22 protein-coding genes and 1 tRNA gene are annotated in these 22,630 nt (G+C 56.6%); 8 read left to right on the top strand and 15 right to left on the bottom strand.

Annotation, left to right across the window (positions count from 1 at the left end):
- Positions 1-2 precede the first annotated feature (2 nt).
- Together sufB and QZ869_RS17755 are read right to left on the bottom strand one after the other, a co-directional pair.
- The gene (gene sufB / locus QZ869_RS17750; protein ID WP_296022017.1) at positions 3-1,472 is read right to left on the bottom strand and encodes a Fe-S cluster assembly protein SufB; all 1,470 of its coding nucleotides are present in this window, start codon (positions 1,470-1,472) and stop codon (positions 3-5) included.
- Positions 1,473-1,673: 201 nt separating this feature from the next.
- The gene (locus tag QZ869_RS17755; RefSeq protein ID WP_296106293.1) at positions 1,674-2,843 is read right to left on the bottom strand and encodes a cysteine desulfurase family protein; all 1,170 of its coding nucleotides are present in this window, start codon (positions 2,841-2,843) and stop codon (positions 1,674-1,676) included.
- A 210-nt stretch (positions 2,844-3,053) separates the two neighbouring features.
- Here QZ869_RS17755 and QZ869_RS17760 point away from each other — a divergent pair, with 210 nt between their 5' ends.
- Entirely contained in the window at positions 3,054-3,731 is a 678-nt protein-coding gene (locus tag QZ869_RS17760; protein ID WP_062441481.1) for an alpha/beta hydrolase, read from the top strand.
- A 100-nt stretch (positions 3,732-3,831) separates the two neighbouring features.
- On the opposite strand, the gene QZ869_RS17765 is transcribed toward QZ869_RS17760, so the two are convergent.
- On the bottom strand, positions 3,832-4,377 hold the full coding sequence (locus QZ869_RS17765) for a GNAT family N-acetyltransferase (protein WP_296085455.1): 546 nt from the start codon (positions 4,375-4,377) through the stop codon (positions 3,832-3,834).
- A gap of 172 nt (positions 4,378-4,549) precedes the next feature.
- Between QZ869_RS17765 and tyrS the strand changes: the two genes are divergently transcribed.
- A complete protein-coding gene (gene tyrS, locus QZ869_RS17770; protein WP_296106296.1) occupies positions 4,550-5,803 on the top strand; it encodes a tyrosine--tRNA ligase in 1,254 nt (417 codons plus the stop codon).
- 83 nt (positions 5,804-5,886) lie between these two features.
- On the opposite strand, the gene QZ869_RS17775 is transcribed toward tyrS, so the two are convergent.
- From QZ869_RS17775 to QZ869_RS17795, 5 genes are all read right to left on the bottom strand, one after another.
- The gene (locus QZ869_RS17775; protein WP_296106591.1) at positions 5,887-6,312 is read right to left on the bottom strand and encodes a lipocalin family protein; all 426 of its coding nucleotides are present in this window, start codon (positions 6,310-6,312) and stop codon (positions 5,887-5,889) included.
- A gap of 193 nt (positions 6,313-6,505) precedes the next feature.
- The gene (locus QZ869_RS17780; RefSeq protein ID WP_296106298.1) at positions 6,506-6,949 is read right to left on the bottom strand and encodes a VOC family protein; all 444 of its coding nucleotides are present in this window, start codon (positions 6,947-6,949) and stop codon (positions 6,506-6,508) included.
- Positions 6,950-7,015: 66 nt separating this feature from the next.
- The gene (locus tag QZ869_RS17785; protein WP_296085459.1) at positions 7,016-7,600 is read right to left on the bottom strand and encodes a hypothetical protein; all 585 of its coding nucleotides are present in this window, start codon (positions 7,598-7,600) and stop codon (positions 7,016-7,018) included.
- 89 nt (positions 7,601-7,689) lie between these two features.
- Positions 7,690-7,764, bottom strand: a tRNA-Glu gene (locus QZ869_RS17790).
- Between the two features lie 224 nt (positions 7,765-7,988).
- Positions 7,989-8,282: a DUF1127 domain-containing protein gene (locus QZ869_RS17795; protein WP_296085462.1), complete on the bottom strand. Its 294-nt coding sequence runs from the start codon at positions 8,280-8,282 to the stop codon at positions 7,989-7,991.
- A gap of 94 nt (positions 8,283-8,376) precedes the next feature.
- Between QZ869_RS17795 and QZ869_RS17800 the strand changes: the two genes are divergently transcribed.
- The 3 genes from QZ869_RS17800 (at position 8,377) to QZ869_RS17810 (ending at position 12,391) form a co-directional block, all read left to right on the top strand.
- Positions 8,377-9,789 (top strand): PLP-dependent aminotransferase family protein, encoded by a 1,413-nt coding sequence (locus tag QZ869_RS17800; protein ID WP_296106300.1) that lies wholly within the window; start codon positions 8,377-8,379, stop codon positions 9,787-9,789.
- 114 nt (positions 9,790-9,903) lie between these two features.
- Entirely contained in the window at positions 9,904-12,138 is a 2,235-nt protein-coding gene (purL, locus tag QZ869_RS17805) for a phosphoribosylformylglycinamidine synthase subunit PurL (RefSeq protein WP_296098387.1), read from the top strand.
- A gap of 19 nt (positions 12,139-12,157) precedes the next feature.
- On the top strand, positions 12,158-12,391 hold the full coding sequence (locus QZ869_RS17810) for a BolA family protein (protein WP_003516012.1): 234 nt from the start codon (positions 12,158-12,160) through the stop codon (positions 12,389-12,391).
- A gap of 70 nt (positions 12,392-12,461) precedes the next feature.
- Here QZ869_RS17810 and QZ869_RS17815 read toward each other — a convergent pair whose 3' ends face one another.
- Complete coding sequence (locus QZ869_RS17815; protein ID WP_296106302.1) at positions 12,462-13,616, bottom strand: hypothetical protein; 1,155 nt, start codon at positions 13,614-13,616, stop codon at positions 12,462-12,464.
- 153 nt (positions 13,617-13,769) lie between these two features.
- Between QZ869_RS17815 and QZ869_RS17820 the strand changes: the two genes are divergently transcribed.
- Positions 13,770-14,033, top strand: a complete 264-nt coding sequence (locus QZ869_RS17820) for a hypothetical protein (protein WP_296021988.1) — start codon at positions 13,770-13,772, stop codon at positions 14,031-14,033.
- 14 nt (positions 14,034-14,047) lie between these two features.
- On the opposite strand, the gene QZ869_RS17825 is transcribed toward QZ869_RS17820, so the two are convergent.
- Positions 14,048-14,764, bottom strand: coding sequence for a polysaccharide deacetylase family protein (locus tag QZ869_RS17825; protein ID WP_296106304.1), 717 nt, complete (start codon positions 14,762-14,764; stop codon positions 14,048-14,050).
- A gap of 187 nt (positions 14,765-14,951) precedes the next feature.
- Here QZ869_RS17825 and grxD point away from each other — a divergent pair, with 187 nt between their 5' ends.
- Positions 14,952-15,287 (top strand): Grx4 family monothiol glutaredoxin, encoded by a 336-nt coding sequence (gene grxD / locus QZ869_RS17830; RefSeq protein ID WP_296021984.1) that lies wholly within the window; start codon positions 14,952-14,954, stop codon positions 15,285-15,287.
- A 136-nt stretch (positions 15,288-15,423) separates the two neighbouring features.
- Positions 15,424-16,632: a multidrug effflux MFS transporter gene (locus QZ869_RS17835; RefSeq protein WP_296106593.1), complete on the top strand. Its 1,209-nt coding sequence runs from the start codon at positions 15,424-15,426 to the stop codon at positions 16,630-16,632.
- Between the two features lie 72 nt (positions 16,633-16,704).
- Here the strand turns inward: QZ869_RS17835 and QZ869_RS17840 are convergent, their stop codons facing one another.
- The 5 genes from QZ869_RS17840 to QZ869_RS17860 form a co-directional block, all read right to left on the bottom strand.
- Positions 16,705-17,529, bottom strand: a complete 825-nt coding sequence (locus tag QZ869_RS17840) for an inositol monophosphatase family protein (protein WP_296106306.1) — start codon at positions 17,527-17,529, stop codon at positions 16,705-16,707.
- Between the two features lie 24 nt (positions 17,530-17,553).
- A complete protein-coding gene (locus tag QZ869_RS17845) occupies positions 17,554-18,381 on the bottom strand; it encodes an inositol monophosphatase family protein (protein WP_296106307.1) in 828 nt (275 codons plus the stop codon).
- 44 nt (positions 18,382-18,425) lie between these two features.
- The gene (ttcA, locus tag QZ869_RS17850) at positions 18,426-19,304 is read right to left on the bottom strand and encodes a tRNA 2-thiocytidine(32) synthetase TtcA (RefSeq protein WP_296106596.1); all 879 of its coding nucleotides are present in this window, start codon (positions 19,302-19,304) and stop codon (positions 18,426-18,428) included.
- Between the two features lie 68 nt (positions 19,305-19,372).
- A complete protein-coding gene (locus QZ869_RS17855) occupies positions 19,373-20,302 on the bottom strand; it encodes a glutaminase (RefSeq protein WP_296106310.1) in 930 nt (309 codons plus the stop codon).
- Positions 20,303-20,361: 59 nt separating this feature from the next.
- Positions 20,362-22,230: a murein L,D-transpeptidase gene (locus QZ869_RS17860; protein WP_296106598.1), complete on the bottom strand. Its 1,869-nt coding sequence runs from the start codon at positions 22,228-22,230 to the stop codon at positions 20,362-20,364.
- Between the last annotated feature and the right edge of the window lie 400 nt (positions 22,231-22,630).

Raw genomic sequence — 22,630 nt, forward strand, 5'->3', positions numbered from 1 at the left:
CATTATCCGACGCTACCTTCCAGCGAGATGCCGATCAGCTTCTGCGCTTCGACGGCAAATTCCATCGGCAGTTGCTGGATAACGTCCCTGACGAAGCCGTTGACGATCAGAGCGATCGCGGCTTCTTCCGGAATGCCACGCTGCAAGCAGTAGAACAGCTGATCCTCGGAAATCTTGGATGTGGTTGCTTCATGCTCGAAATGCGCAGAGGCATTCTTTGCTTCGATGTAAGGCACGGTATGCGCCCCGCACTTGTCGCCAATCAGAAGGCTGTCGCACTGCGTGAAATTGCGCGCATTGGTCGCCTTGCGATGGGCCGAGACCTGACCACGATAGACGTTTTCAGAAAAGCCTGCCGCGATACCCTTGGCGATGATGCGGCTTGACGTGTTCTTGCCGAGATGAATCATCTTGGTGCCGGAATCGACCTGCTGGTAACCGTTGGAGACAGCAATCGAGTAGAACTCGCCACGGCTGTCGTCGCCACGCAGAATGCAGGACGGGTACTTCCAGGTAATCGCCGAGCCGGTTTCGACCTGCGTCCAGGAAATCTTCGAGCGATGACCGCGGCAATCGCCACGCTTTGTCACGAAGTTGTAGATACCGCCTTTGCCTTCCTTATCGCCCGGATACCAGTTCTGGACGGTGGAATACTTGATCTCTGCATCATCGAGTGCAACCAGTTCGACGACAGCTGCATGAAGCTGGTTCTCGTCGCGCTGCGGTGCTGTGCAGCCTTCCAGATAGGAAACGTAAGCGCCTTCTTCCGCGATGATCAGCGTGCGCTCGAACTGGCCCGTGTTCTTCTCATTGATGCGGAAATAGGTTGAAAGCTCCATTGGGCAGCGCACGCCCTTCGGAATGAACACAAAGGACCCGTCGGTAAACACCGCGGAGTTCAGCGTCGCATAGAAGTTATCGGTCGTCGGAACGACGGAACCGAGATACTTCTTCACCAGCTCCGGATGCTCGCGCACGGCTTCCGAGATCGACATGAAGATCACGCCCGCCTTCTTCAATTCTTCCTTGAAGGTGGTGACGACAGAGACCGAGTCGAACACGGCATCAACCGCCACGCGACGGTTTTCCACGCCGGCCAGGATTTCCTGTTCCTTCAGCGGAATGCCGAGCTTTTCATAAACCTTCAAGAGCTCAGGATCGACCTCGTCAAGCGACTTGGGACCAGGCGTGCTCTTCGGCGCGGCATAGTAGTAGAGATCGTTGAAGTCGATCTTCGGATAATTGACGCGCGCCCAGGTAGGCTCTTCCATCGTCAGCCAGCGCTGATAGGCATCAAGACGCCATTGAAGCAGCCATTCCGGCTCCTGCTTCTTGGCGGAGATGAAACGGATCACCTCTTCCGACAGGCCTTTCGGCGCCTTGTCGACTTCGATCTCGGTTTCGAAACCATATTTGTACTGGTCCACATCGATCTGGCGAACCTGATCGATCGTTTCCTGAACCGCTGCCATTGTCGTTCTCCAATCTCGCCGGATACAAGGTCCGGTGGCTTGTCAACGTATCAAGACGGAAACCCCGCCTTCATGCGCGTTTCACATAAATGCAAGGGCCTTTCGAGGCCAGCGCTTTCATGCGTTTATTTAAGAGCGGGTTGGCGTTTTTCCCACCGCACCGCAAGCGAAATTTTGACATTTCGCAGTTTATTCCAGCCCTCAGGCTGCCTGACCGGACAGCTTGCGCCGCCCTGCAATCTTGCCGAAGGCCTCAACGGCCTTCTCAATGTCGTCTTCCGTCGTAGCATGCCCCAGCGAGATGCGCAGGGCACCAAGTTTTGGATCCTGCCCCATCGCAGTCAGCACGTGACTCTCCCCGACCTTGCCAGAAGAGCACGCAGAGCCAGCTGATAGAGCGATGCCCTCGATATCGAAAGCGATCTGCCCCGTTTCCGACTTCAACCCGGGAAGCGTGAAGAAGGTGGTGTTGCCAACCCGCGTCACATCGGCACCGTGAATGATCACATCCGAAGCGTTGGCGCGCATTCCATCTTCAAGCCGCGCCCGCAACGTCGCCAAGCGTGCGCTTTCTGTTTCCTGCATCACCGCTGCCTCCTTGGCGGCAACGCCAAAGCCGATAATGGAAAGCGTATTCTCCGTGCCCGAACGATGACCCTTTTCCTGCCCACCACCATGGATGAGTGGCAGCGGCATCATCACTTCACCACGGGAAATCAACGCGCCCGCGCCTTTCGGGCCGCCGATCTTGTGCGACGAAACGATCAGGAAATCCGCATCCAGCGCATCGATGTCGACAGCGATCCGCCCGACAGCCTGAACGGCATCAACGGCCAGTAATCCACCAGCGGCATGAACCAGTTGCGCCGTTTCCTTCACAGGCTGGACGATACCGGTTTCGTTGTTCACTAGCATCAGCGCCACCATGGGAAGGCCCGATGCTCGATCATGCTGGGACAGCAGATGTCCGAGCGCCTCGATATCGAGCATCCCGTGCGCGGTCACCGGAACTTCGGTCATGGCGGACTTGTCGAACCGCCCGCCTTCTCGAATGGCAGGGTGTTCGATTGCCGAGACATAGAGATGACTTACCGTCAGGGGCGCACGGCCCATCTTGAAGCGCGGCGACAGCACGAGGTTGGCAGCTTCGGTCGCGCCACTGGTAAAGACGACGTGCGAGGCTTGCCCACCGACCAGAGCGGCGACATCGCGGCGCGCGGCTTCGACTGCGGCGCGAACCCCACGGCCTTCCTTATGGACGGAGGATGGGTTGCCGGAAAGATCGAAAGCAGAGACAAGCGCATCACGGACGGTTGGCAGCAAAGGTGCTGTCGCATTCCAGTCCAGATATGTACGCTCCGCTGTGCCCATGGCGCAAATCGTGCCTTTATCCCGATCATTCGCGCGTTAGAGCGCATTTTCCTTGAAATTTCCGTCACCCTTGCCTTATGACACCACCAACAGCGCCACGGAACACAAGTTTCGAACAGTTCTAAACTAGGTTTTAGAAAAGCTGACCATCTACGTCAAGTCTTCTTGCCGGTGAAAGCGTCAGAAACATAAGAACCGACCGGAGTATCTATGCCCGAAGTCATTTTTAACGGCCCCGCAGGTCGTCTCGAAGGCCGCTACCAGCCCTCCAAGGAAAAAAGCGCCCCGATTGCCATCATTCTTCATCCGCATCCGCAGTTCGGCGGCACGATGAACAATCAGATCGTCTACCAGCTCTTCTACATGTTCCAGAAGCGCGGCTTCACGACGCTGCGCTTCAACTTCCGCTCCATCGGCCGTAGCCAGGGCGAATTCGACCACGGTGCGGGCGAGCTGTCGGACGCTGCGTCTGCACTCGACTGGGTGCAGAGCCTGCATCCTGATTCCAAGAGCTGTTGGGTGGCTGGTTACTCTTTCGGTTCCTGGATTGGCATGCAGCTTCTGATGCGCCGTCCGGAAATCGAAGGCTTCATGTCGATTGCGCCGCAGCCGAACACCTACGACTTCTCCTTCCTTGCCCCCTGCCCGTCTTCTGGCCTGATCATCAACGGCGATGCGGACAAGGTTGCACCTGAAAAGGACGTCAACGGCCTGGTCGAAAAGCTGAAAACCCAGAAGGGTATTCTCATCACCCACCGCACCGTGCCTGGTGCCAACCACTTCTTCAGTGGCAAGGTGGACGAGTTGATGAGCGAATGCGGCGACTATCTCGACCGCCGCCTGAACGGCGAACTGGTGCCGGAGCCAGCGGCCAAGCGCATTCGCTGAAGATCGACAAGACATTCAAAGCCGCCGGTCACTCCGGCGGCTTTTTTCATTATGGCAATGTGCCATTTTAATGTGTCACTGTGACCCGGCTCAGTTCACATCAACTTGACCGTACTGCGATTTGATCGTGCATGACGGCAGTATATTCAAATGTCGGACACACAAGCCCCTCAATGGTCATGGGTTGGCACAAGCGCATCCCGATCTTGGTCAGGACGTTCTGCGAGGCAATGTTGTTCGGGTGGGTAAAAGCAATGAACTTGTTGGCGATTTTCCGGTCGAAGAACCAGTCTCTAAACGCCATTCCAATTTCCGTCGCATAGCCCTTCCCCCAGTCGGTTTGACACAGCGAGTAGCCTAGTTCGAAATCGGGCCTCTCTCCCCCAAAGAAGGAAAAACCGGCCCTCCCGAGAAAACGATCGTCGTCACGCGAAAGAAGCTTGTACTTCGTGGTGCCATAACGGTGGTGATCCTCGACCCAGCGCGACAGCCGTTCTTCGCACTTCTCCAGGCTCCAGGGTGCCGATCCCGTCAGATACCGTGTCGTTTCGATTGTAGAGTGCAGTTTATGGACAAGGGCAACGTCGCCAGGCGCCCACATAGCGACTTTCAGCCTCTCGGTCTCGAATATGACTTCCTCGTACATTCTTCTGCCTTCCCTTTTCCTCACCGCTCTCTCCCGCCGTCCGCGTGAAACGCAGCACAACCAAGCCAACATTCATGGCCGAAACGGGTGTAATTTTCAAAAAACAATGATAAAGCCGCTGCCATTCACTGAAATGCAGTGAAGTTAACGACAATCCAGAAAGTAAAAGGTTATGTCCAGGTTCAAGTCCGATTTCCTCCGCACGCTCGATGAGCGCGGCTTCATTCACCAGATCTCCGATGAGGCAGGTCTCGACGAACTGTTCGCCAAGGAAACCGTGACTGCCTATATCGGCTATGATCCGACCGCGCCAAGCCTTCACGCGGGCAGCCTTATCCAGATCATGATGCTGCACTGGATGCAGAAGACCGGACATCAACCGATTTCGCTGATGGGCGGGGGCACCGGCATGGTCGGCGACCCGTCGTTCAAGGACGAAGCGCGTCAATTGATGACCGTTGACACGATCGAGAGCAATATCGCTTCGATCAAGCGCGTGTTTTCGAACTACCTCGACTATGATCGCGCCGAAAAGCCAGCACTGATGATCAACAATGCCGACTGGTTGCGCGAGATAAACTATCTCGAGTTCCTGCGCGACGTGGGCCGCCATTTCTCCGTCAACCGCATGTTGTCCTTCGAAAGCGTGAAAACACGCCTCGACCGCGAGCAGTCGCTGTCGTTCCTCGAGTTCAATTACATGATCCTTCAGGCCTACGACTTCGTGGAACTGAACAAGCGCACTGGCTGCCGTTTGCAGATGGGTGGTTCGGATCAGTGGGGCAATATCATCAACGGGATCGATCTCGGCCACCGCATGGGAACGCCGCAGCTTTACGCATTGACCTCGCCGCTTCTGACGACCTCATCAGGTGCAAAGATGGGCAAGTCGGCCAACGGCGCGGTCTGGCTCAATCCAGATATGCTGTCGGCCTATGATTTCTGGCAGTACTGGCGCAACACCGAAGATGCGGATGTTTCCCGCTTCCTTAAGCTCTACACCACGCTGCCGATGGACGAGATCGCTCGGCTTTCAGCGCTCGGCGGATCGGAGATCAATGAGGTCAAAAAGATCTTGGCGACCGAGATCACCGCAATGCTTCATGGTCGGGAAAACGCAGAACAGGCTGCCGAAACCGCTCGCAAGACTTTCGAAGAAGGCGCCCTTTCCGATAATTTGCCGTCCATCGAAGTGCCAAAGACAGACCTGGAAGCGGGCATCGGTCTTCTCTCGCTGATCGTGCGTGCCGGTCTTGCCGCGTCGAACGGCGAAGCCCGTCGTCACGTTCAGGGTGGTGCGGTGCGCATCAACGACGAGAGCGTTTCGGATGAGCGCAAACTTATCGGCTCGGGCGAAGTGACGGCAGATGGCGTCATCAAGCTTTCGCTTGGCAAGAAGAAGCACATTCTGGTGCGACCAGCCTAATCCACTACCAAAGTCTGAGGGCCGCGGAAGCGGCCCTCACATCAATCTGATCAAGCACTTGAACGCGACCCAAGATCGCGACGTCAAAACTCAGGGAATTCGAGCTTCGAGGTATCGTAGCCGAGTTCCTTTGCCTTCCTGACCATCACAGCCAGCTTGGCTTTGGACGGAACGGAGCGAGAATAAATCCACAGATTCTCCATGTCCGGCGTTGCACTGATGAACCACGTCTTGTCCGGTGAATTGTAGAGCACCCAGTAATTGAAGGTGATAAAGAGCGGATAGCGAACCCGCATCTTCGCCATGGTCGTTTTTGCGTCCGTTATCGTGCCAATTCCCTCGATCGTCTTGAGCTTTCCGGTCGGCGATCCTTCGCGGCATCCATCCTCAATCACCACCTGGCCGGGCGAAGAGCCGGGCTTGTAGGTCGAATAGCCAGCCACGCAGCCATCCGTCAGCCACATGGGCGTTCTGCCAATTTCGAGCCACTTCCCGCGATAATGCGACATGTCCGTCTGCGCAACCGCTGGCGCTTTCCCCATCTCTGCCTGCGCTGGGGAAAAGACGCTGGTGCCCAATGCGCACGAGACGAGGCCTGCGCTGGCCCATCGAAGCAATGTGTTCATGCTGGTTCTCCGCCAAAGTTTCGCCGGAAACGCTCGGCTTGCCAAAGCGGTTGCATCAACAAGATGGTGAAGAGGATCAGGAGGTCACGGAGCGTCCATCAGGATATTCCGCCGGTCCCTTCACCTCCAGCAAATTGTCGAAAGGATCGCGGATATAAAAGGAATGCCCCATGCCACGGGCGCCGCCATGCATCGCCTCACGCTCGATGGTCACCCCATGATGCTCCAGATGTGCTCGCAAGGCATCATGCTCGAACGGTCCCGTCGCTATGCAGACATGGTCGACATTTCGTCCACCGGCCACCGGTGGCGCAGCCTTTTGGCCGCCTGGGTGAGTGATATCCCACAAAACGATCAGCGACGCGCCGCACCAAACCTGCTCCATGCCAAGTGCCGGGTAGGAGTAACCCGGTCGGCAGCCCAAAACATCATGGTAAAAGGCGAGCGCTTTTTCCATATCGTCTACCAGCAGCACGACGTGGTCGATCCCCACGAGCGAAAACGGCACATGCGATGTCACGAAAGATCCTCCCAAACTGACGGCAACAACCATCACGCAATTGCGGGCGGGGTCAACCGCAAAACCTCACGGAGAACCGGCAACGCCGAGTCGCACCATCAGATCGTCCACAGAGGTCTCGCAACCTACCTCCAGCTTTTGCAGAGACAGGCGTGATACCTCCTCATTGATAAAGCGGTTGAAAGCGAGGGCACGCTGAGCGAACTTGTCGATCAGAAATCTCTTATCAGGATCACGCGCCTCGTAATCACTTTCTACCTTGATGCGACGCCCCAGCACACCTTCGGCAGCCACGAGCCAAGTTGCGCTAATATTCTGCGTGTCCAGCTGCGCAACCAGTTCCGGCAAGAGTGCGGAACCTTCCAGCACCAGACGTTCTCTTCCCTCGATCAGCGGCAGAACCAGCGGTGTCCACATGGATCGATAATGAGTAAGTACCGACTGCATCATCTCATCCAGCGACAGATCGCGGTAATGTTCGACGACATGCGGCGGCAGTTGCTCGGGCGGATCGCGCCAAGGCCTTCCGGGATGCTTGGCGAGACTATCGGTCGATATGCAGCGACAATTGAGGCACTCCGCAACGGCAGCGGCCAGTGTCGATTTTCCCGCATGGGATGGTCCGCCGATGAGAAACAAGCGATTAGTCATTGGCTCCCTCGTACTATTTCTGCAGGCGGCAGAAACTGTGAAGAGTAGACGCTGTCAAAGGCATTTTTAGGGGAGGATACGAAGCCAAGTGGCACGCCCTAGGGGAGTCGAACCCCTCTTTTCAGAATGAAAATCTGACGTCCTAACCGATAGACGAAGGGCGCGTGCGCTTGGTTTGTGGCGCCCTTATAGTCAGAGGTTTTCGATACCGCAAGCGGTAAAATGCGCGATTTGACAAAAAAATGACATCACGCCCGCAAAGCCCTGAAAAACAAGGATTGGCTATTCAAAACAAAAGCTTGTTCGATTGCAAAAAAGCCCGCGGCACCGGTTGGGACGGGTGCTGCGGGCTTCTCATCTCGATGGATTACCGTCGAGACGTGGGTGCTCAAAGCGAGCGTGTCCAGCGCGATAGAATAGCCTTGCTTGTTTCTTCATAGGCCTCTGCGCGAGAGAGGCCGATATCTGCAAGTTGTTCGGTAGAAAGATCGTAAAGGCTAAGGCGGCTCTGGCGTTTGGCGTGCCAATACGTCACGCGCCGCAACATGCGTGCCAGAAAGCCTGATGCCTCCTCCGGCGCAAAAGGCCTTGCGGGCGTCATCCGGTCACGGACGGACATTACCCGATGTGAATCACCACTGCTCTGATCCGTCGAAGCCAGATATTCTTCCATCTTGCGCATGATTGTACCCTATTTTGAATTCAGCGCTTGCGATCAATCTCGAGACAATCAATACAATTGACATCGACAGGGATACAATTCATATATTGTCACCATGACAAATTGGCTTCCGAACATCACCGAAGGCTCAGGCCCAATCTATGTGCGTCTCGCAGATCACATCGAGACCGCGATTGCAGAGGGCGTGCTTGCACCAGGTACGAAGTTGCCGCCGCAACGTAATCTCGCCTTCGATCTTGGCGTGACGATCGGCACGATCAGCCGTGCCTACTCTCTCATCCATGAACGTGGCCTCGTCAGCGGCGAGGTCGGGCGCGGGACCTATGTGAATGATCGTAAACCCGTAGAAGCGATATCCAGGGCAATGGAAAGTCCGTTCGGCGGAACACGGGTATCGATGGCTGCCCCTGGCCAGATCTCGTTCAACGGCACCGCTGCACCGGACAACGGCCAACAAGGCATTATCGCCGCCCATGTGACTGAGATCGTCAAGGACAAGCCTTCGGAGATCATGGACTACACACGCACCTTTCCGTCATTCTGGACGGAAGCGGGTGCCAGATGGCTTGCTCATCAAGGCTGGTCTCCCAAGCCTGAAAATGTCGTCACGACACTTGGCGCCCATGCGGGCGTAATGAGCATCATCACCGCAATGACAGCTCCTGGGGACCGGATTGTTTTCGAACCGGTGACCTATTCGCAGATCAGCCGTGCGGCATCCCTTTCCGGCCGCCGTATCTCGATTGTGGACATCGATGCCGACGGCATCATCCCGGATGAGTTCGAACGCATCTGCGCACAGCAACACCCAAAGATCGTCTTCTTGATGCCTGCGGGCCAAAACCCGACCTGTTCGACACTCCCCCTTGAACGCCGCAAGGCAATCGTCGAGATCGCCCACCGCCACAATGTCTGGATTGTCGAAGACAATCTCTACGGCGCGATGACAGGCAACGAATTGCCTTTGATCGCCGAGCTTGCGCCTGACAGAACGTTCCTGGTGAACGGTCTTTCCAAATCGGTCAGCGCCGGCTTGCGCGGCGGCTGGGTCGCCTGCCCGCCAGCCTTCGTCACGCGCATTCGGGTGGCGCACAAGATGCTTACCGGTGGCATTCCCTTCCTGATGGCGGAGCTTTCCGCGAGGTTGGTGATCAGCGGCGATGCGGATTCCATCCGCAAGGCATGCATCAGTGAAATCGAGACGCGACGAGGTATCGTCAGCGAAACTTTGAAGGGCGTTGATTTCAGTAGCGCGCCGGGAATTGCGTTCGTCTGGGTGAAGCTTCCCGAACCCTGGCTTTCAGGTACGTTTCGGAATGCCGCGATGAACGAGAATGTTCTCATTGACGATGAAGATGAGTTCAAACCCGCCAGAACCGATCGAATATTTCATCGAGTGCGCATCAGCTTTTCGCTACCCAAGACCCATGACGAGCTGAAACGTGGGCTCAGTGTCTTGAGAAGGCTCCTCGACAATGGGTCCGCGGGCTACGACAGCATCGAGTAGAGGCGCGCAAGACGCTGAATTGAAGGCCCGCAAGGGCATTTTCCTATCGCAAGAGAGCATGTCTTAGGGTAAAGAACCGGAAATTCCCGTACCGGCTCGAACCCCGTGAGACCTATGACACTTCCAAATCATATTCAGATCACCCCGGAACTCGTTGCATCCCACGGGCTGAAGCCCGATGAATATCAGCGCATTCTCGACCTGATCGGACGCGAGCCGAGCTTTACCGAACTGGGCATCTTCTCGGCCATGTGGAACGAGCACTGCTCCTACAAGTCCTCGAAGAAGTGGCTAAAGACGCTGCCGACCAAGGGGCCGCGCGTCATCCAGGGACCGGGCGAAAACGCTGGCGTCGTCGACATCGACGATGGCGACTGCGTCGTCTTCAAGATGGAGAGCCACAACCACCCCTCCTATATCGAGCCCTATCAGGGTGCGGCAACCGGCGTCGGCGGCATTCTGCGTGACGTCTTCACCATGGGTGCGCGCCCGATCGCCGCGATGAACGCGCTGCGTTTCGGCGCTCCCGACCACCCGAAGACCCGCCACCTGGTGGCAGGCGTCGTCGCCGGTGTCGGCGGCTATGGTAACTCCTTCGGCGTGCCGACCGTGGGCGGCGAAGTCGAGTTCGATCCGCGTTACAACGGCAACATCCTCGTCAATGCCTTCGCCGCAGGCCTTGCAAAGTCCGACGCGATCTTTCTGTCGGAAGCCAAAGGCGTCGGCCTGCCGGTCGTCTATCTCGGGGCAAAGACCGGCCGCGACGGCGTCGGTGGTGCGACCATGGCCTCCGCGGAATTTGACGAATCCATCGAAGAGAAGCGTCCCACCGTTCAGGTCGGCGACCCCTTCACCGAAAAGTGCCTGCTGGAAGCCTGCCTGGAACTGATGAAGACGGGTGCAGTTATCGCCATTCAGGACATGGGCGCTGCCGGTCTCACCTGTTCGGCGGTCGAAATGGGTGCCAAGGGCGATCTCGGCATCGAGTTGAACCTCGATCAGGTTCCGGTTCGTGAAGAGCGCATGACGGCCTACGAAATGATGCTGTCCGAAAGCCAGGAGCGTATGCTCATGGTTCTCGAGCCCTCCAAGGAAGAGGTCGCCAAGGCGATCTTCGTCAAGTGGGGTCTGGATTTCGCCATCGTCGGCAAGACGACCGACGATCTGCGCTTCCGCGTTCTGCACAATGGCGAGGAAGTCGCCAATCTGCCGATCAAGGAACTGGGCGATCAGGCACCGGAATATGACCGTCCTTGGACACCGGCAAAGGTCTCCGCGCCGCTTTCCGAAAACGACATTCCGGAAACCGATATTGCAGATGCGCTCATCAAGCTTGTCGGCTCTGCCAACAATTCATCACGCCGCTGGGTTTACGAACAATATGACACGCTGATCCAGGGCAACTCGCTGCAGCTGCCGGGCGGCGACGCGGGCGTTGTGCGCGTCGAGGGCCATGAGACGAAGGCGCTTGCCTTCTCATCAGACGTCACTCCGCGCTACGTGGAAGCCGACGCCTTCGAAGGCGGCAAGCAGGCTGTGGCCGAATGCTGGCGCAACATCACCGCCACCGGCGCACTGCCACTGGCGGCAACCGACAACCTGAACTTCGGCAATCCCGAAAAGCCGGAGATCATGAGCCAGCTCGTCCATGCCATCAAGGGTATCGGCGAAGCCTGCAAGGTGCTCGAATTCCCGATCGTATCAGGCAACGTCTCGCTCTATAACGAGACCAATGGCCAAGCCATCCTGCCGACCCCGACCATCGGCGGCGTCGGCCTTCTGAAGGACTGGTCGAAAATGGCACGTATTCGCTTTGCTGCAGCTGACGAGGTCATCCTGCTCGCCGGCGCGCCTGAGGGACTTGGTACCCACATTGCCCAGTCGGTTTACATGCGCGACATTCATGGCCGCATCGACGGCCCTGCCCCGCATGTCGATCTGGACAACGAAAAGAAGACCGGCGACTTTGTTCGCACCGTCATCACAGAAGGCCTGACGAGCGCGGTTCACGATTGCTCCTCCGGTGGCCTTGCTCTAGCGATTGCCGAAATGGCGATGGCATCGGACATCGGCGCGACCATCGAAACGGTATCCGGCAACAATCCGATCCTGGCCTTCTACGGCGAAGATCAGGGACGTTACGTACTGACCGTCAAGCAGTCCGATCTCGAAGCTGTTAAGGCGCAAGCCGCTTCCGCGGGCGTTTCGCTCGCTGTTATCGGTAAAACCGGCGGCTCTTCGGTAAAGCTGGGTAAGGCGCGCGGGGTCGAGATTAAAGAATTGCGCAACGCCCATGAATCATGGTTCCCTCAGTTCATGGACGGCGAGACACTCGTCGCAGCAGAATAAGAATTGAGGAGTAGACACCATGCCCATGAAGCCCGGCGATATTGAAGACATGATTAAAGCTGGAATTCCCGGAGCAAAGGTCACCATCCGCGATCTGGCCGGGGATGGCGATCACTATGCCGCTGAAGTCGTGGCCGATGCCTTCAAGGGCAAGACCCGCGTTCAGCAGCACCAGATGGTCTATGACGCATTAAAGGGCAATATGGGTGGCGTGCTGCATGCATTGGCGCTGCAGACTTCCGCCCCCGAATAAACTGCTTTCGCTCAGCAAAAAGGCCTGCGTGATCCCCATCACGCAGGCCTTTTTCTTTATTGCTCTCGGTTCACCGAAATGTCAGGGGCGGCTCGTCGGACTTCAGGCCCACAAATGACGCCGCTGGTAGCGGACCTGCCGTCAGCAGCGTGAAATCGAAGCCGGACTTACGGTCCGATCCCAGCACGTATTGACGATGCATGCGCAAGAAATTGAACTTGTTCTTACGGTAGCGCTCATCCGACAGCGAGTGTTTGAACTTGATACGCACGATCTTGGGCTGTGCGGCATCCGCATGCCCGGTCAGATGCGCCGTGTTGCATTTATAGAGGTGGATCGGGTCCGAAAGGCACTGGATATCAAACCATACGATCCGTGCATCGCGTGCGAGTGTGCCGATGCTCTGGCGCAACCGATCCGCTTTTGAAATGAACGCGCATTGAAGTGCTGCACCGCCCAAGGTGACGAAAGAGATATTGCGTCCATCAAAGGCGCCCGGCTTCAACTCCAGCACACGGCCAGCCACCGCAAGCGCCAGGCTTGCCCCCATGCTGTGGGATACGAAAAGCACTTCGTCCGACGGTGTTTCGAGAGCGAGCAGGATTTTGCGCGCCTTGTCCTCGATCCAGGCACGCGCAACCGGCTCGTCGCGGCCCACCATCAATGCAAAGCGCCAGTCGGCAAAGAGATGCAAGGTATGGAACCGGGCAGAAAACGGGATAACCAGCTTGTAGAAGAACAGCCACGCCGCCGGCACACTCAAAAGACAGAGAAACGGTGGAACATTCAGCAGCAGCGGCGACACGGCAATCAACGTCGAAAAGACGAGACCCGTGAAGATCAGAAGATAGGGGAAGAGGAAGAAGAGGCCGAACCGCCAGGCGTGACGAAAATACCTGAAGGCCGCACCGCTGGTGATGATCTCTGCGCCCGCCTTGAACCCAAGCGCAATCTGTTTCCAGATGGGAGGCGCTCTCAGATCTGAAATGATACTGTTGTGATCATGCACATAGATGGTGCTCTTCGTTTCGTGACCGTTGGAGATCGAGACCACCTCCATTCGGCTACCGGTTTCAACTTCTTGAACCGGGCCGACGGCATAATCGAGACCAAAAGTCTTGCCGGATTGAGCAGCACTGCGCTCATAGCGCCGGTGATGGGCCGCCGCATCCAGGGGATCGAAGCCGGGGAAGTAGAAAACGAGACGTGAAGAGACAGACGCCATAAAACGAGCCAAGGGTTCAAAACCTGAAGGTTGCGAAGAGCCCAAAAGGATCGCTTGATACAATGGGTGTCGCCCATATAGTAAAGACCGTGGCTTAATTATGTTTTATATCATAAGCGAGCTGGTGGATTTTGTTGCGGAGCGGAGAAGATCTTGTCGAAAATCGTTGATCAGATCATCGGAAATGTGGTGAAGGGTGCCATGTCGGAAATCCTGTCCAAGACAGGTGTACGCAAAACGCGACGCGCGCGGGGCAAGGCAAAATCTGGCACATCCCTCGGGGGTGGCATCCTTGGCGGGATTTTGGAGGCGGCACTCGGCGAGAAGCCCGCACGAAAGACAAGACGAGCGCCTGCGAAGAAACAAGTCAGCAAACGCCGGACAGCCGCCGCTCGCAGCAAGCAAAGGGCGCGGTAAGCCTATAGTCCTCGTTACGTCTGCTGGTGCTTCATCAGTTCAGACACTGTGACGAATTGAAAGCCACGCGAACGCAAACCGTCGATGATCTTGGGTAGACCCTGGCGCGACGCTTCGCGGCTTCGATACATGACATGCAGCAGAATGATCGAGCCGCTCTTCGCGTTCTGTAACACATACTCCGCGATCGCATCGGGGTCCTCGGCGATATCCGGATAGGATTCCGGCTCTACATCCCAGGTGATCGACGTGCGCCCGGTTTGCGACAAATACCACGGCAAGGTGAAAAGCTTCTTTCCGTAAGGCGGGCGGAAGTAGATTTCTCCCTGATATCCCGCGGCGCGAATGGCACGATCCGTTGTCTCGATTTCGTCGCGCACCTTGGCGAGGCCCATCAGGCTCATGTTGGAGTGCGAGAAGGAGTGATTGGCGACTTGGTGTCCACGACGGACGATGTCGGCTGCGAGCGCTGGCGTTTCCTCCATCTCTTTACCTGTGAGAAAAAAGGTCGCCTTGACGTTCTTCTCATCCAAGAGGTTCAACACATCGCGCGTATAACGGAGCGTGGGACCATCATCGAGCGTCAAAGCCACAAGCGGCTCGCTTGTCTCCACGCGTGGAACGATCGTTCCGAAGAGTTGATAGCCACGCGCCTTGCTTAGCTGGAATAACCCGAAAACCGAGAGCACCACCACCAGCGCTGCGATAATCCACACACCAAATTTTCGCATGTCTTGTCCCGGCTTTGGTTGAATGGAGCATCAGCGCACCACATTTTCAGGGCAGCACCATGACTGCTTGTTTCAATTCCGAACGCTCGCCGTTTTTTCGCCTTTGCGACTGGAAATAACGACATTCCATGTTATTTAAGAGCGAACGAAGCAGCGGCCTTGACCCGCATGTGAAAGGAATTCAGCCATGAGCGGCATTCACGACATGATCGACAACGAAGTGAAGAGCAACGATATCGTTCTTTTCATGAAGGGTACGCCCCAGTTTCCGCAGTGCGGTTTCTCCGGACAGGTGGTCCAGATTATGGATTACCTTGGCGTTGATTATAAGGGTGTCAACGTTCTGGCTGATGCTGAAATTCGACAGGGCATCAAGGACTATTCCAACTGGCCGACGATCCCGCAGCTTTACGTCAAGGGCGAGTTCATTGGCGGTTGCGACATCGTAAGAGAAATGTTCCAATCCGGCGAACTTCAAAGCCACCTTCAAGAACAGGGTATCAGCGTCCGCGGCGCGGCCTGATTTCGGCCGGTTCATCCGGCCCACCCTGATTGTCAGAAAACTATGCCAGGCGTTGCGTCATGCAACGCCTTTGCCGTTCTTTTGAGGCAATCCAGTGACAAATCCTCCACAAACGACCGCTTCGCCCGCAGGCACTATGGGGCGCACGGAATTCATTGGCCTAGCCGCCATGCTGATGGCGCTCAATGCTCTTGCCATCGACATCATGCTCCCGGGCCTCCAGGAGATCGGCGCTTCACTCGGCGTCGATAATGAGAACCATCGCCAGTATGTCGTCTCGGCCTACCTGCTCGGCTTCGGCATCGCCCAGCTTTTTTACGGCCCGCTGGCGGATCGCTTTGGTCGCCGCAAACCGATGCTGTTCGGCCTTGGTATTTATATCGCGTCATCTATCGCAGTGATCTTTGTGCCGAGTTTTGCCGGCCTCCTGGCGCTGCGTTTCATCCAGGGTATCGGTTCAGCCGCAACACGCGTCATCACCGTCTCTATCGTTCGCGACATTTATGGCGGGCGTCAGATGGCCGAAGTCATGTCGCTGATCATGATGGTGTTCATGGTGGTGCCGGTCATTGCACCGGGGACAGGCCAGATCGTCCTGTTCTTCGGAGACTGGCACCTGATATTTGGTTTCATGGCAGCAATCGCGGCCATCGTAACGATCTGGATGTACACGCGTCTTCCCGAAACACTGCGTCCGGAAGACATGCGCCCCCTGACGGTTTCATCCGTACTGGCGGGCTTCAAGATCGTCCTGACCAATCGGGTGGCGCTCTGTTACACCATCGCCAGCATGATCATCTTCGGCGCGCTGTTCGGTTTCATCAATTCCGCCGAACAGGTCTATAAGGGCATCTACGATCTCGGTGCATGGTTTGCCGCAGCCTTTGCCGCGGTCGCACTGTTCATGTCGCTGTCGTCCTTCCTGAACTCGAAATTGGTTGGGCGCTACGGCATGCGCAAGCTGTCGCATGGTTCGTTGCTCGGCTTCATCACCATCAACTTCATCTGGTTGATGATGATGGTCTTCGGGCCCCATCCATTGCCCTTCGCGCTGTTTATCGTGATGTTCGGTCTGTCTATGTTCCAGTTCGGCCTGATCGGTTCGAACTTCAACTCGCTCGCCATGGAGCCACTTGGCCATGTGGCGGGAACGGCGTCTTCCGTCATCGGCTTTTTGGGAACGGTAGGCGGCTCGCTGATTGGTGCAAGCATCGGGCAGGCTTTCAATGGTACCGCACTACCCATGGTCAGCGGCTTCTTCATCGTCTCCGTAATAGGCTTGGTCTTCGTGCTGATCGGTGAAAAAGGCAAGCTGTTCCAGGCTCACAACAAACCAACGCACTGAGTTGAATATTCAACGAAAAAGGGCGCGGTTGTCACAACAACCGCGCCCATCTTCGTGCAACGTGTCAGCAGATCACACCGTAAAAATCCGCTCGCGCAGAACTGTCCACGTCTCTTTATCCGGGGCCAGCAGCAAGCCGCCACTCACATGGTTTGGCAGATAAGGAGAACCGTCGAAGCGGGCAGCGTAAGCACCCGCTTCCTGCGAAATCAGTGTGCCAGCCAGATGATCCCAAGGCATCAGCTTGTTGTACATCAGGAAGTGCATGTGGCCGCCGCAGAAGATGCGGTATTCGTGCGCTGCGCAGCGATAACTGGTGAAGAGCCGGACATCGGCGAGATTGTTTAAGATGCGACGGCGCGTTTCGACGTCGAAGTATCCTGTATTGGCAATACCGACCATCTGCGACAGTTCCGGCGAAGGAACCACCTGCAACTGGGTCTGGGAGCCATCCGCACTGCAAAGCCAGGCTCCAGAGCCTTTTTCCGCTATCACCCAGTCATTGCCCATCGGATCGAAGATGATACCCGCAACCGTCTCACCCTTCGAGACGACGCTCAGCATCACACCGAACAGCGGCAATCCGGCAGCGAAGTTATAGGTTCCGTCGATGGGGTCGACGACCACGGCAAGGTCAGCGTCGCCGAGTTTGTCCAGCAGCGATGGATCTGCCGCAACCGCTTCCTCGCCGACGAAAAGAGCATCGGGCATGAACTCGGCAACACGGGCGCGGATCAAACGCTCCGCCGCCTCGTCGGCCTCCGTGACCAGATCGATCGCTTCGGTTTTTACCCGCACGTCACCCTCTCCGAGATTGCGAAATCGCGACAGGATTTCCACCGCTGCGGCTTCCTGAAGGGCATTGGCCAGCGAGGCGATGTCGAGTTCCACGGACATGGACGGTTCCTTTACATATTCAGATCAAAGACCGAGAATTTCTCGGCGCAGCATCTTCCAGCTTTCCCTGTCGGGTGCAGAGAGGATGCCGCCCTCGGTATCTCCCGGACGATAGGGCGTGCCATCGAGCTTTGCCGTGTGGCCGCCTGCTTCCTGATGGGTTAGCACGCCTGCCAGATGGTCCCAAGGCATAAGCTTCTCATGACCGATGAAATGCAGCTTGCCGGCTGCCACCAACCAGTATTCGTGCGCCGAGCAATTCAACGACAGCGCCATTTTCGTCTTCGCCATGTTGGCCGCGATCATCGGCCGGCGGTCCGGATGGCTGTGCCCCCAAGAAAAAATACCGACCATATCCGTAAGACCGACCGCCTCGGCGACTCGCATTTTCGCTTCGCTGCCGTTTTCGCGCATCAGCACGGCGCCGGCGCCTTTGACCGAGACTATGCTATCGCCCATCACCGGATCATGAATGATGCCAGCGACCGTTTCACCTTTGACGGTCACAGCAAGAAGCGTTCCGAAGGCTGGAAAGCCAGACGCAAAGTTGAACGTACCGTCGACCGGGTCGATCACGAAGGCAAGCGGCGCATCACGCAGAGCGGGGATGACGGAACGATCCGCATCATAGGCTTCTTCCCCAACAATATGAGCAGAGGGAAATCGCTGCAACAAAGCTGCAGTGATGCGCTGTTCAGCAAGGATATCGGCTTCCGTAACCAAATCTACAGCCGACGTCTTCTCGGAAATGGCAGAAGCGCTGAGATTGCGAAAGCGTGGCATGATTTCACTCGCGCCAGCATCGGCGACAGTCGCGACGAGGAAATCAACATCTGAATCGGAAAGGGTCATCGAAGGCAATCTGAAAAGGTGAGGAATGTGCCTCACCTACCTCTCTAGGATGACGGATCGGTGACAGTTAGACCGGAAAAGTCAAAGAGTTTCGTATCAAGCAAATGCGAAGGATTGACGTGGGCGAGAGCGCGCAACATCACGTCCTTGCGGCCCGGCATGCGGCGCTCGATATCGGCCAGCATGTCCTTCATGGCATTTCGCTGCAAACCGTCCTGAGAGCCGCAGAGGTCGCAGGGTATGATGGGAAACTCCATCGCAGCGGCAAACTTCGCCAGATCGTCCTCGGCGCAATAGGCGAGCGGGCGCAGCACCATCAAGTCACCCTCATCATTCATCAGCTTCGCCGGCATGCCGGCAAGCCGGCCACCATGGAAGAAATTCATGAAGAAGGTTTCCAGAATGTCTTCGCGGTGGTGACCGAGCAGCAGCGCGTCGCAGCCCTCTTCCCGTGCGATGCGGTAAAGATTGCCACGACGAAGACGCGAACAGAGGGAGCAGTAGGTGGCTCCTTCCGGGACCTTCTCTTTCACGATCGAATAGGTATCGCGATATTCGATGCGATGCGGCATCCCGATCTTCGTCAGATAGTCGGGCAGGATATGTTTTGGGAAGTTCGGCTGCCCTTGGTCGAGATTGCAGGCGATCAACTCAACCGGCAAAAGACCGCGCCACTTGAGATCGAGCAGGAGCGCGAGAAGACCATAGCTGTCCTTGCCGCCGGAAAGACCAACCAGCCAGCGCTTTTGCCCGTTCAACATGCCGAAATCATCGAAAGCCTGTCGCACGTTTCGCAACAACCGCTTGCGCAGCTTGTTAAAGGAGACCGAACGCGGCGCATCGGCAAAGAGCGGATGGGCACCACCAGCCTCTTCGACCTCGCCGGCTTCCTGAATGTCATCGATATTGGCGGCAATGGTCATGGTCATCTCGCTGTCCTATCCGCATTGAAGCGGCTAGGGACAGGGAATGCCCTCATATAGGCGCAAGATCAAGCCCCGAATACCGACCAGCCCATGCGGTTCGCCAGCATTTCGAGCGCATCCGAGCCAAGCGCGGAGTTGCCCACCTTGTTGAGACCCGGCGACCAGACGGCTATTGAAGCCTTGCCGGGCGCCATTGCCAGAATACCGCCGCCGACGCCGCTCTTGCCGGGAAGACCGACGTGGTAAGCAAAGTCGCCCGATCCATCATAATGGCCGCAAGTGAGCATAAGGGCATTGATACGACGCGCCCTGCGATCAGAAACCACCGAATGCCCCGTCAGTGGATTGCGTCCGCGATTGGCCAGGAAGAGCCCTGCCCGCGCCAACTGCACGCAGTTCATCGAGAGCGCGCACTGGTGAAAGTAAACGCCGAGCGTATGGTCCACCGGATGATGGATATTGCCAAAACTGCGCATGAAGTTTGCGAGCGCAAAGTTGCGAAAACCGGTTGCCTGCTCGGATTTGGCGACGGTGTTATCGATCGAGATCGTATCGTCATTGGCGAGATAGCGAACGAAGCGCAGGAGTTCACCAATAGCTTCTCGCGGCTGATGTCCAGCAAGTACCATGTCGGTGACCACGATTGCGCCTGCATTGACGAACGGGTTGCGGGGAATGCCGTGTTCATGTTCCAGCTGAACGATAGAATTGAACGATGAGCCGGAAGGCTCTCGGCCAACGCGCTTCCAGACGGACTCACCGGCCTTGCCGAGTGCAAGAGTCAGCATGAAGACTTTGGAGATACTCTGGATCGAGAAAGGCACGACGGCGTCGCCTGCAACGAAGGTCTCGCCTTCGACTGTGGTGACGGCAATGCCGAACTGCTTCGGATCAACCTTGGCAAGTTCGGGAATATAATCCGCGACCTTCCCCTCACCGAGATGGTTTTTCATCTCGTCATAGATGGAATCGATGACCGTCTGAATATTCTGCATACCCTGCCCCGATACAGAAAAAGCGCCCGTGGGGCGCTTTTGCTAGATGTGTGACCGCCTTAGATGGAGGTTGAACGTGCCTTTGTGGTGATGGCGAACGCCTTCATCACGTAGCTGTCACGATCGTAAACGTCGTCGAAATACTGCACCTTGCCATCCTTGTCGGGCCATGCGGTAAAATAGGCGACATAGACCGGAATTTTGACAGGCACCGACACGGCACGGTTTTCGCCACCAGCAATCTGCTTGCTGACGTTGTCGATCGTCGTGCCGAGAACCGCTGCCGCCATGCGACGTGGGTCAACAAGGCGGATACAGCCATGGCTCAGAGCGCGCATATCGCGATTGAAGAAGCTCTTCGATGGCGTGTCATGCATGTAGATGGCATGGCTATTGGGGAAGAGGATCTTGAGATCGCCCAGCGCATTGTCGCTGCTGGGTGGCTGACGAACCGAGATTGCCTTGGTCGAGCCATACCAGTTGACGCTTGACGATGACACGGCACGGCCATTGACCGTAACTTCATAACCAAGACGATCGAGATAGGACGGATCGTTGCGAAGTTTCGGCAGCATTTCGTTGACGATGATCGACTGTGGAACGCCCCAATAGGGGTTGAATTCTACAGTCTGGATTTCATCCTGGAAGAAGTAAGTTTGGTTGGTCTTTGACCCGATGACCACCTTCATACCGAACTGCTCTTTGCCCTGATCATGGTAGTAAGCCATGAAGGCGGGCTGGTTGATGAGCACATAGCGGTCACCAAGATCGGCAGGCAGCCAGCGGACCTGCTCCATCGCCACTTGAAGCTTGGCGATCTTGGCCTCGTTGCTGTCGCCGGTCATCGCCCTAACAGTTGCGCGGCCGATCACACCGTCGGCCTTAAGACCGTTTTCACTCTGGAATGCCTTGACCAGCTCCACCAGTTCCGGCGTGTATTGTGTGGACTGCTGCGAGGCGGAAAGTGCGGCAGCATGCTCGCTCTTCAACGCCTCGGAAGAGCGATGCTGAATGGCTTTCACCACATTCGCCACTTCGGGATTATCCTCGCCAGGTTTCAGAACCAGATCGGCAGGAACGGCGATCTTGCCCTCACCAGACTTGTCTTCATCAAGAAGCTTTACCAGCTCAGCCTTCAGGGCTTTGTATTCCGGGTTGGACGGTTCGCGAGACCGCAAATAGGCCGTCACGTCCGGGCTCAAAGCAGCAAGCTTCAAAACCGGCGCCAGATTGACGGCCTTGCGCTTAAAATCATGGTAGCCGGACAGCTTGTTCGGATCGACCCTGCCCCTTGTGGTGTCCTGAACATAGCCGAGAACCTTCGCCGAAAGTGCCAGCTCGAACTGCATCATCGAACGGTTGACTGGCTTTGTTTCGGTTTCGGCAACGCTAACCGTCTGCACGGCTGCCTGTGGCTCGTCGCCGATGCTGGCGGTCACGTCGGAAGATGGCGCGGAGATGCCGTAATCCGCTGGATCCAGACCACTTTCGCCTACGGTTTCAAAGAAAGCGAGCACGGCAGAAGCCCGCTCGTTGATATCCCCATTGGACACCCAGATCGGCTTCGCGCCGCCTGCATAATAGGCCTCCAAGGCCTTTGCGATTTCCGGTGTCGCCGACAGCTTTACGCCTGCGTAATCAGGTCCGAATTTGGAGGTGTCGACCGCAAGCGTGCCGTCGGCCTTATACGTGTAATAGCGCGGACCGGAGATACGCGGTGCAGGCTCAGGATCCATATCGCGCCCGGCGGGCGCGCTTTGCTGCGCGACGCCAGGAAGACCGCGGTCCTGACGTTCGCGCTCCACTTTACCAGGTCCGCCGCGAAGCAGATCCATGAGAGTGATTGCGCTGGCGGGAGCGGGAATGCCCGCAGAGACGGAAACACCGAGAGCCAGTATGAACGCCGCCGATTTTTTTCCTGAAGTGATCTGCAATTTGTTCCTCATTGCGTCCAGCGCCCGCATCCATCGAAGCGCGAATAAACCATTGTCTGTCTAGCGGATTGAGCTTCGCTTGGAAAGAAAACGCGCAAAGTCCGATCTCGTGCCAGAATCGTTCTGCCGTTCGTCAAAAAAATCTCCGGCAATCTCCTTAATTTTTGGCAGGAATAGTTAAATTTCTCTTTAATTTCGCAGCATTGCAGCAAGATGTTTTTTCGTGAGGCATGGGGTCTCAATGGTGAGAGTGACCGCTTCAAAAACGTCACCCAAAAGTCACGCCGATCGACTTTCGAATCTGCGACGAAATCTGACGCCCCGCTGCGACTGAGGCTTTCCACGCTTGCGGGATAGCTCTATATGTCTGCGCGCGCAGGGCGAGCGGAGATAG

The sequence above is a fragment of the uncultured Agrobacterium sp. genome (assembly GCF_913777885.1).
In the GTDB taxonomy this organism is placed as follows: domain Bacteria; phylum Pseudomonadota; class Alphaproteobacteria; order Rhizobiales; family Rhizobiaceae; genus Agrobacterium.

Bases quoted from the DNA above. Each gene is read 5' to 3' on its own strand.
- sufB (WP_296022017.1), bottom strand. From the start codon at position 1,472: ATGGCAGCGGTTCAGGAAACGATCGATCAGGTTCGCCAGATCGATGTG.
- QZ869_RS17755 (WP_296106293.1), bottom strand. From the start codon at position 2,843: ATGGGCACAGCGGAGCGTACATATCTGGACTGGAATGCGACAGCACCT.
- QZ869_RS17760 (WP_062441481.1), top strand. From the start codon at position 3,054: ATGCCCGAAGTCATTTTTAACGGCCCCGCAGGTCGTCTCGAAGGCCGC.
- QZ869_RS17765 (WP_296085455.1), bottom strand. From the start codon at position 4,377: ATGTACGAGGAAGTCATATTCGAGACCGAGAGGCTGAAAGTCGCTATG.
- tyrS (WP_296106296.1), top strand. From the start codon at position 4,550: ATGTCCAGGTTCAAGTCCGATTTCCTCCGCACGCTCGATGAGCGCGGC.
- QZ869_RS17775 (WP_296106591.1), bottom strand. From the start codon at position 6,312: ATGTCGCATTATCGCGGGAAGTGGCTCGAAATTGGCAGAACGCCCATG.
- QZ869_RS17785 (WP_296085459.1), bottom strand. From the start codon at position 7,600: ATGACTAATCGCTTGTTTCTCATCGGCGGACCATCCCATGCGGGAAAA.
- QZ869_RS17795 (WP_296085462.1), bottom strand. From the start codon at position 8,282: ATGCGCAAGATGGAAGAATATCTGGCTTCGACGGATCAGAGCAGTGGT.
- QZ869_RS17800 (WP_296106300.1), top strand. From the start codon at position 8,377: ATGACAAATTGGCTTCCGAACATCACCGAAGGCTCAGGCCCAATCTAT.
- purL (WP_296098387.1), top strand. From the start codon at position 9,904: ATGACACTTCCAAATCATATTCAGATCACCCCGGAACTCGTTGCATCC.
- QZ869_RS17810 (WP_003516012.1), top strand. From the start codon at position 12,158: ATGCCCATGAAGCCCGGCGATATTGAAGACATGATTAAAGCTGGAATT.
- QZ869_RS17815 (WP_296106302.1), bottom strand. From the start codon at position 13,616: ATGGCGTCTGTCTCTTCACGTCTCGTTTTCTACTTCCCCGGCTTCGAT.
- QZ869_RS17825 (WP_296106304.1), bottom strand. From the start codon at position 14,764: ATGCGAAAATTTGGTGTGTGGATTATCGCAGCGCTGGTGGTGGTGCTC.
- grxD (WP_296021984.1), top strand. From the start codon at position 14,952: ATGAGCGGCATTCACGACATGATCGACAACGAAGTGAAGAGCAACGAT.
- QZ869_RS17835 (WP_296106593.1), top strand. From the start codon at position 15,424: ATGGGGCGCACGGAATTCATTGGCCTAGCCGCCATGCTGATGGCGCTC.
- QZ869_RS17840 (WP_296106306.1), bottom strand. From the start codon at position 17,529: ATGTCCGTGGAACTCGACATCGCCTCGCTGGCCAATGCCCTTCAGGAA.
- QZ869_RS17845 (WP_296106307.1), bottom strand. From the start codon at position 18,381: ATGACCCTTTCCGATTCAGATGTTGATTTCCTCGTCGCGACTGTCGCC.
- ttcA (WP_296106596.1), bottom strand. From the start codon at position 19,304: ATGACCATTGCCGCCAATATCGATGACATTCAGGAAGCCGGCGAGGTC.
- QZ869_RS17855 (WP_296106310.1), bottom strand. From the start codon at position 20,302: ATGCAGAATATTCAGACGGTCATCGATTCCATCTATGACGAGATGAAA.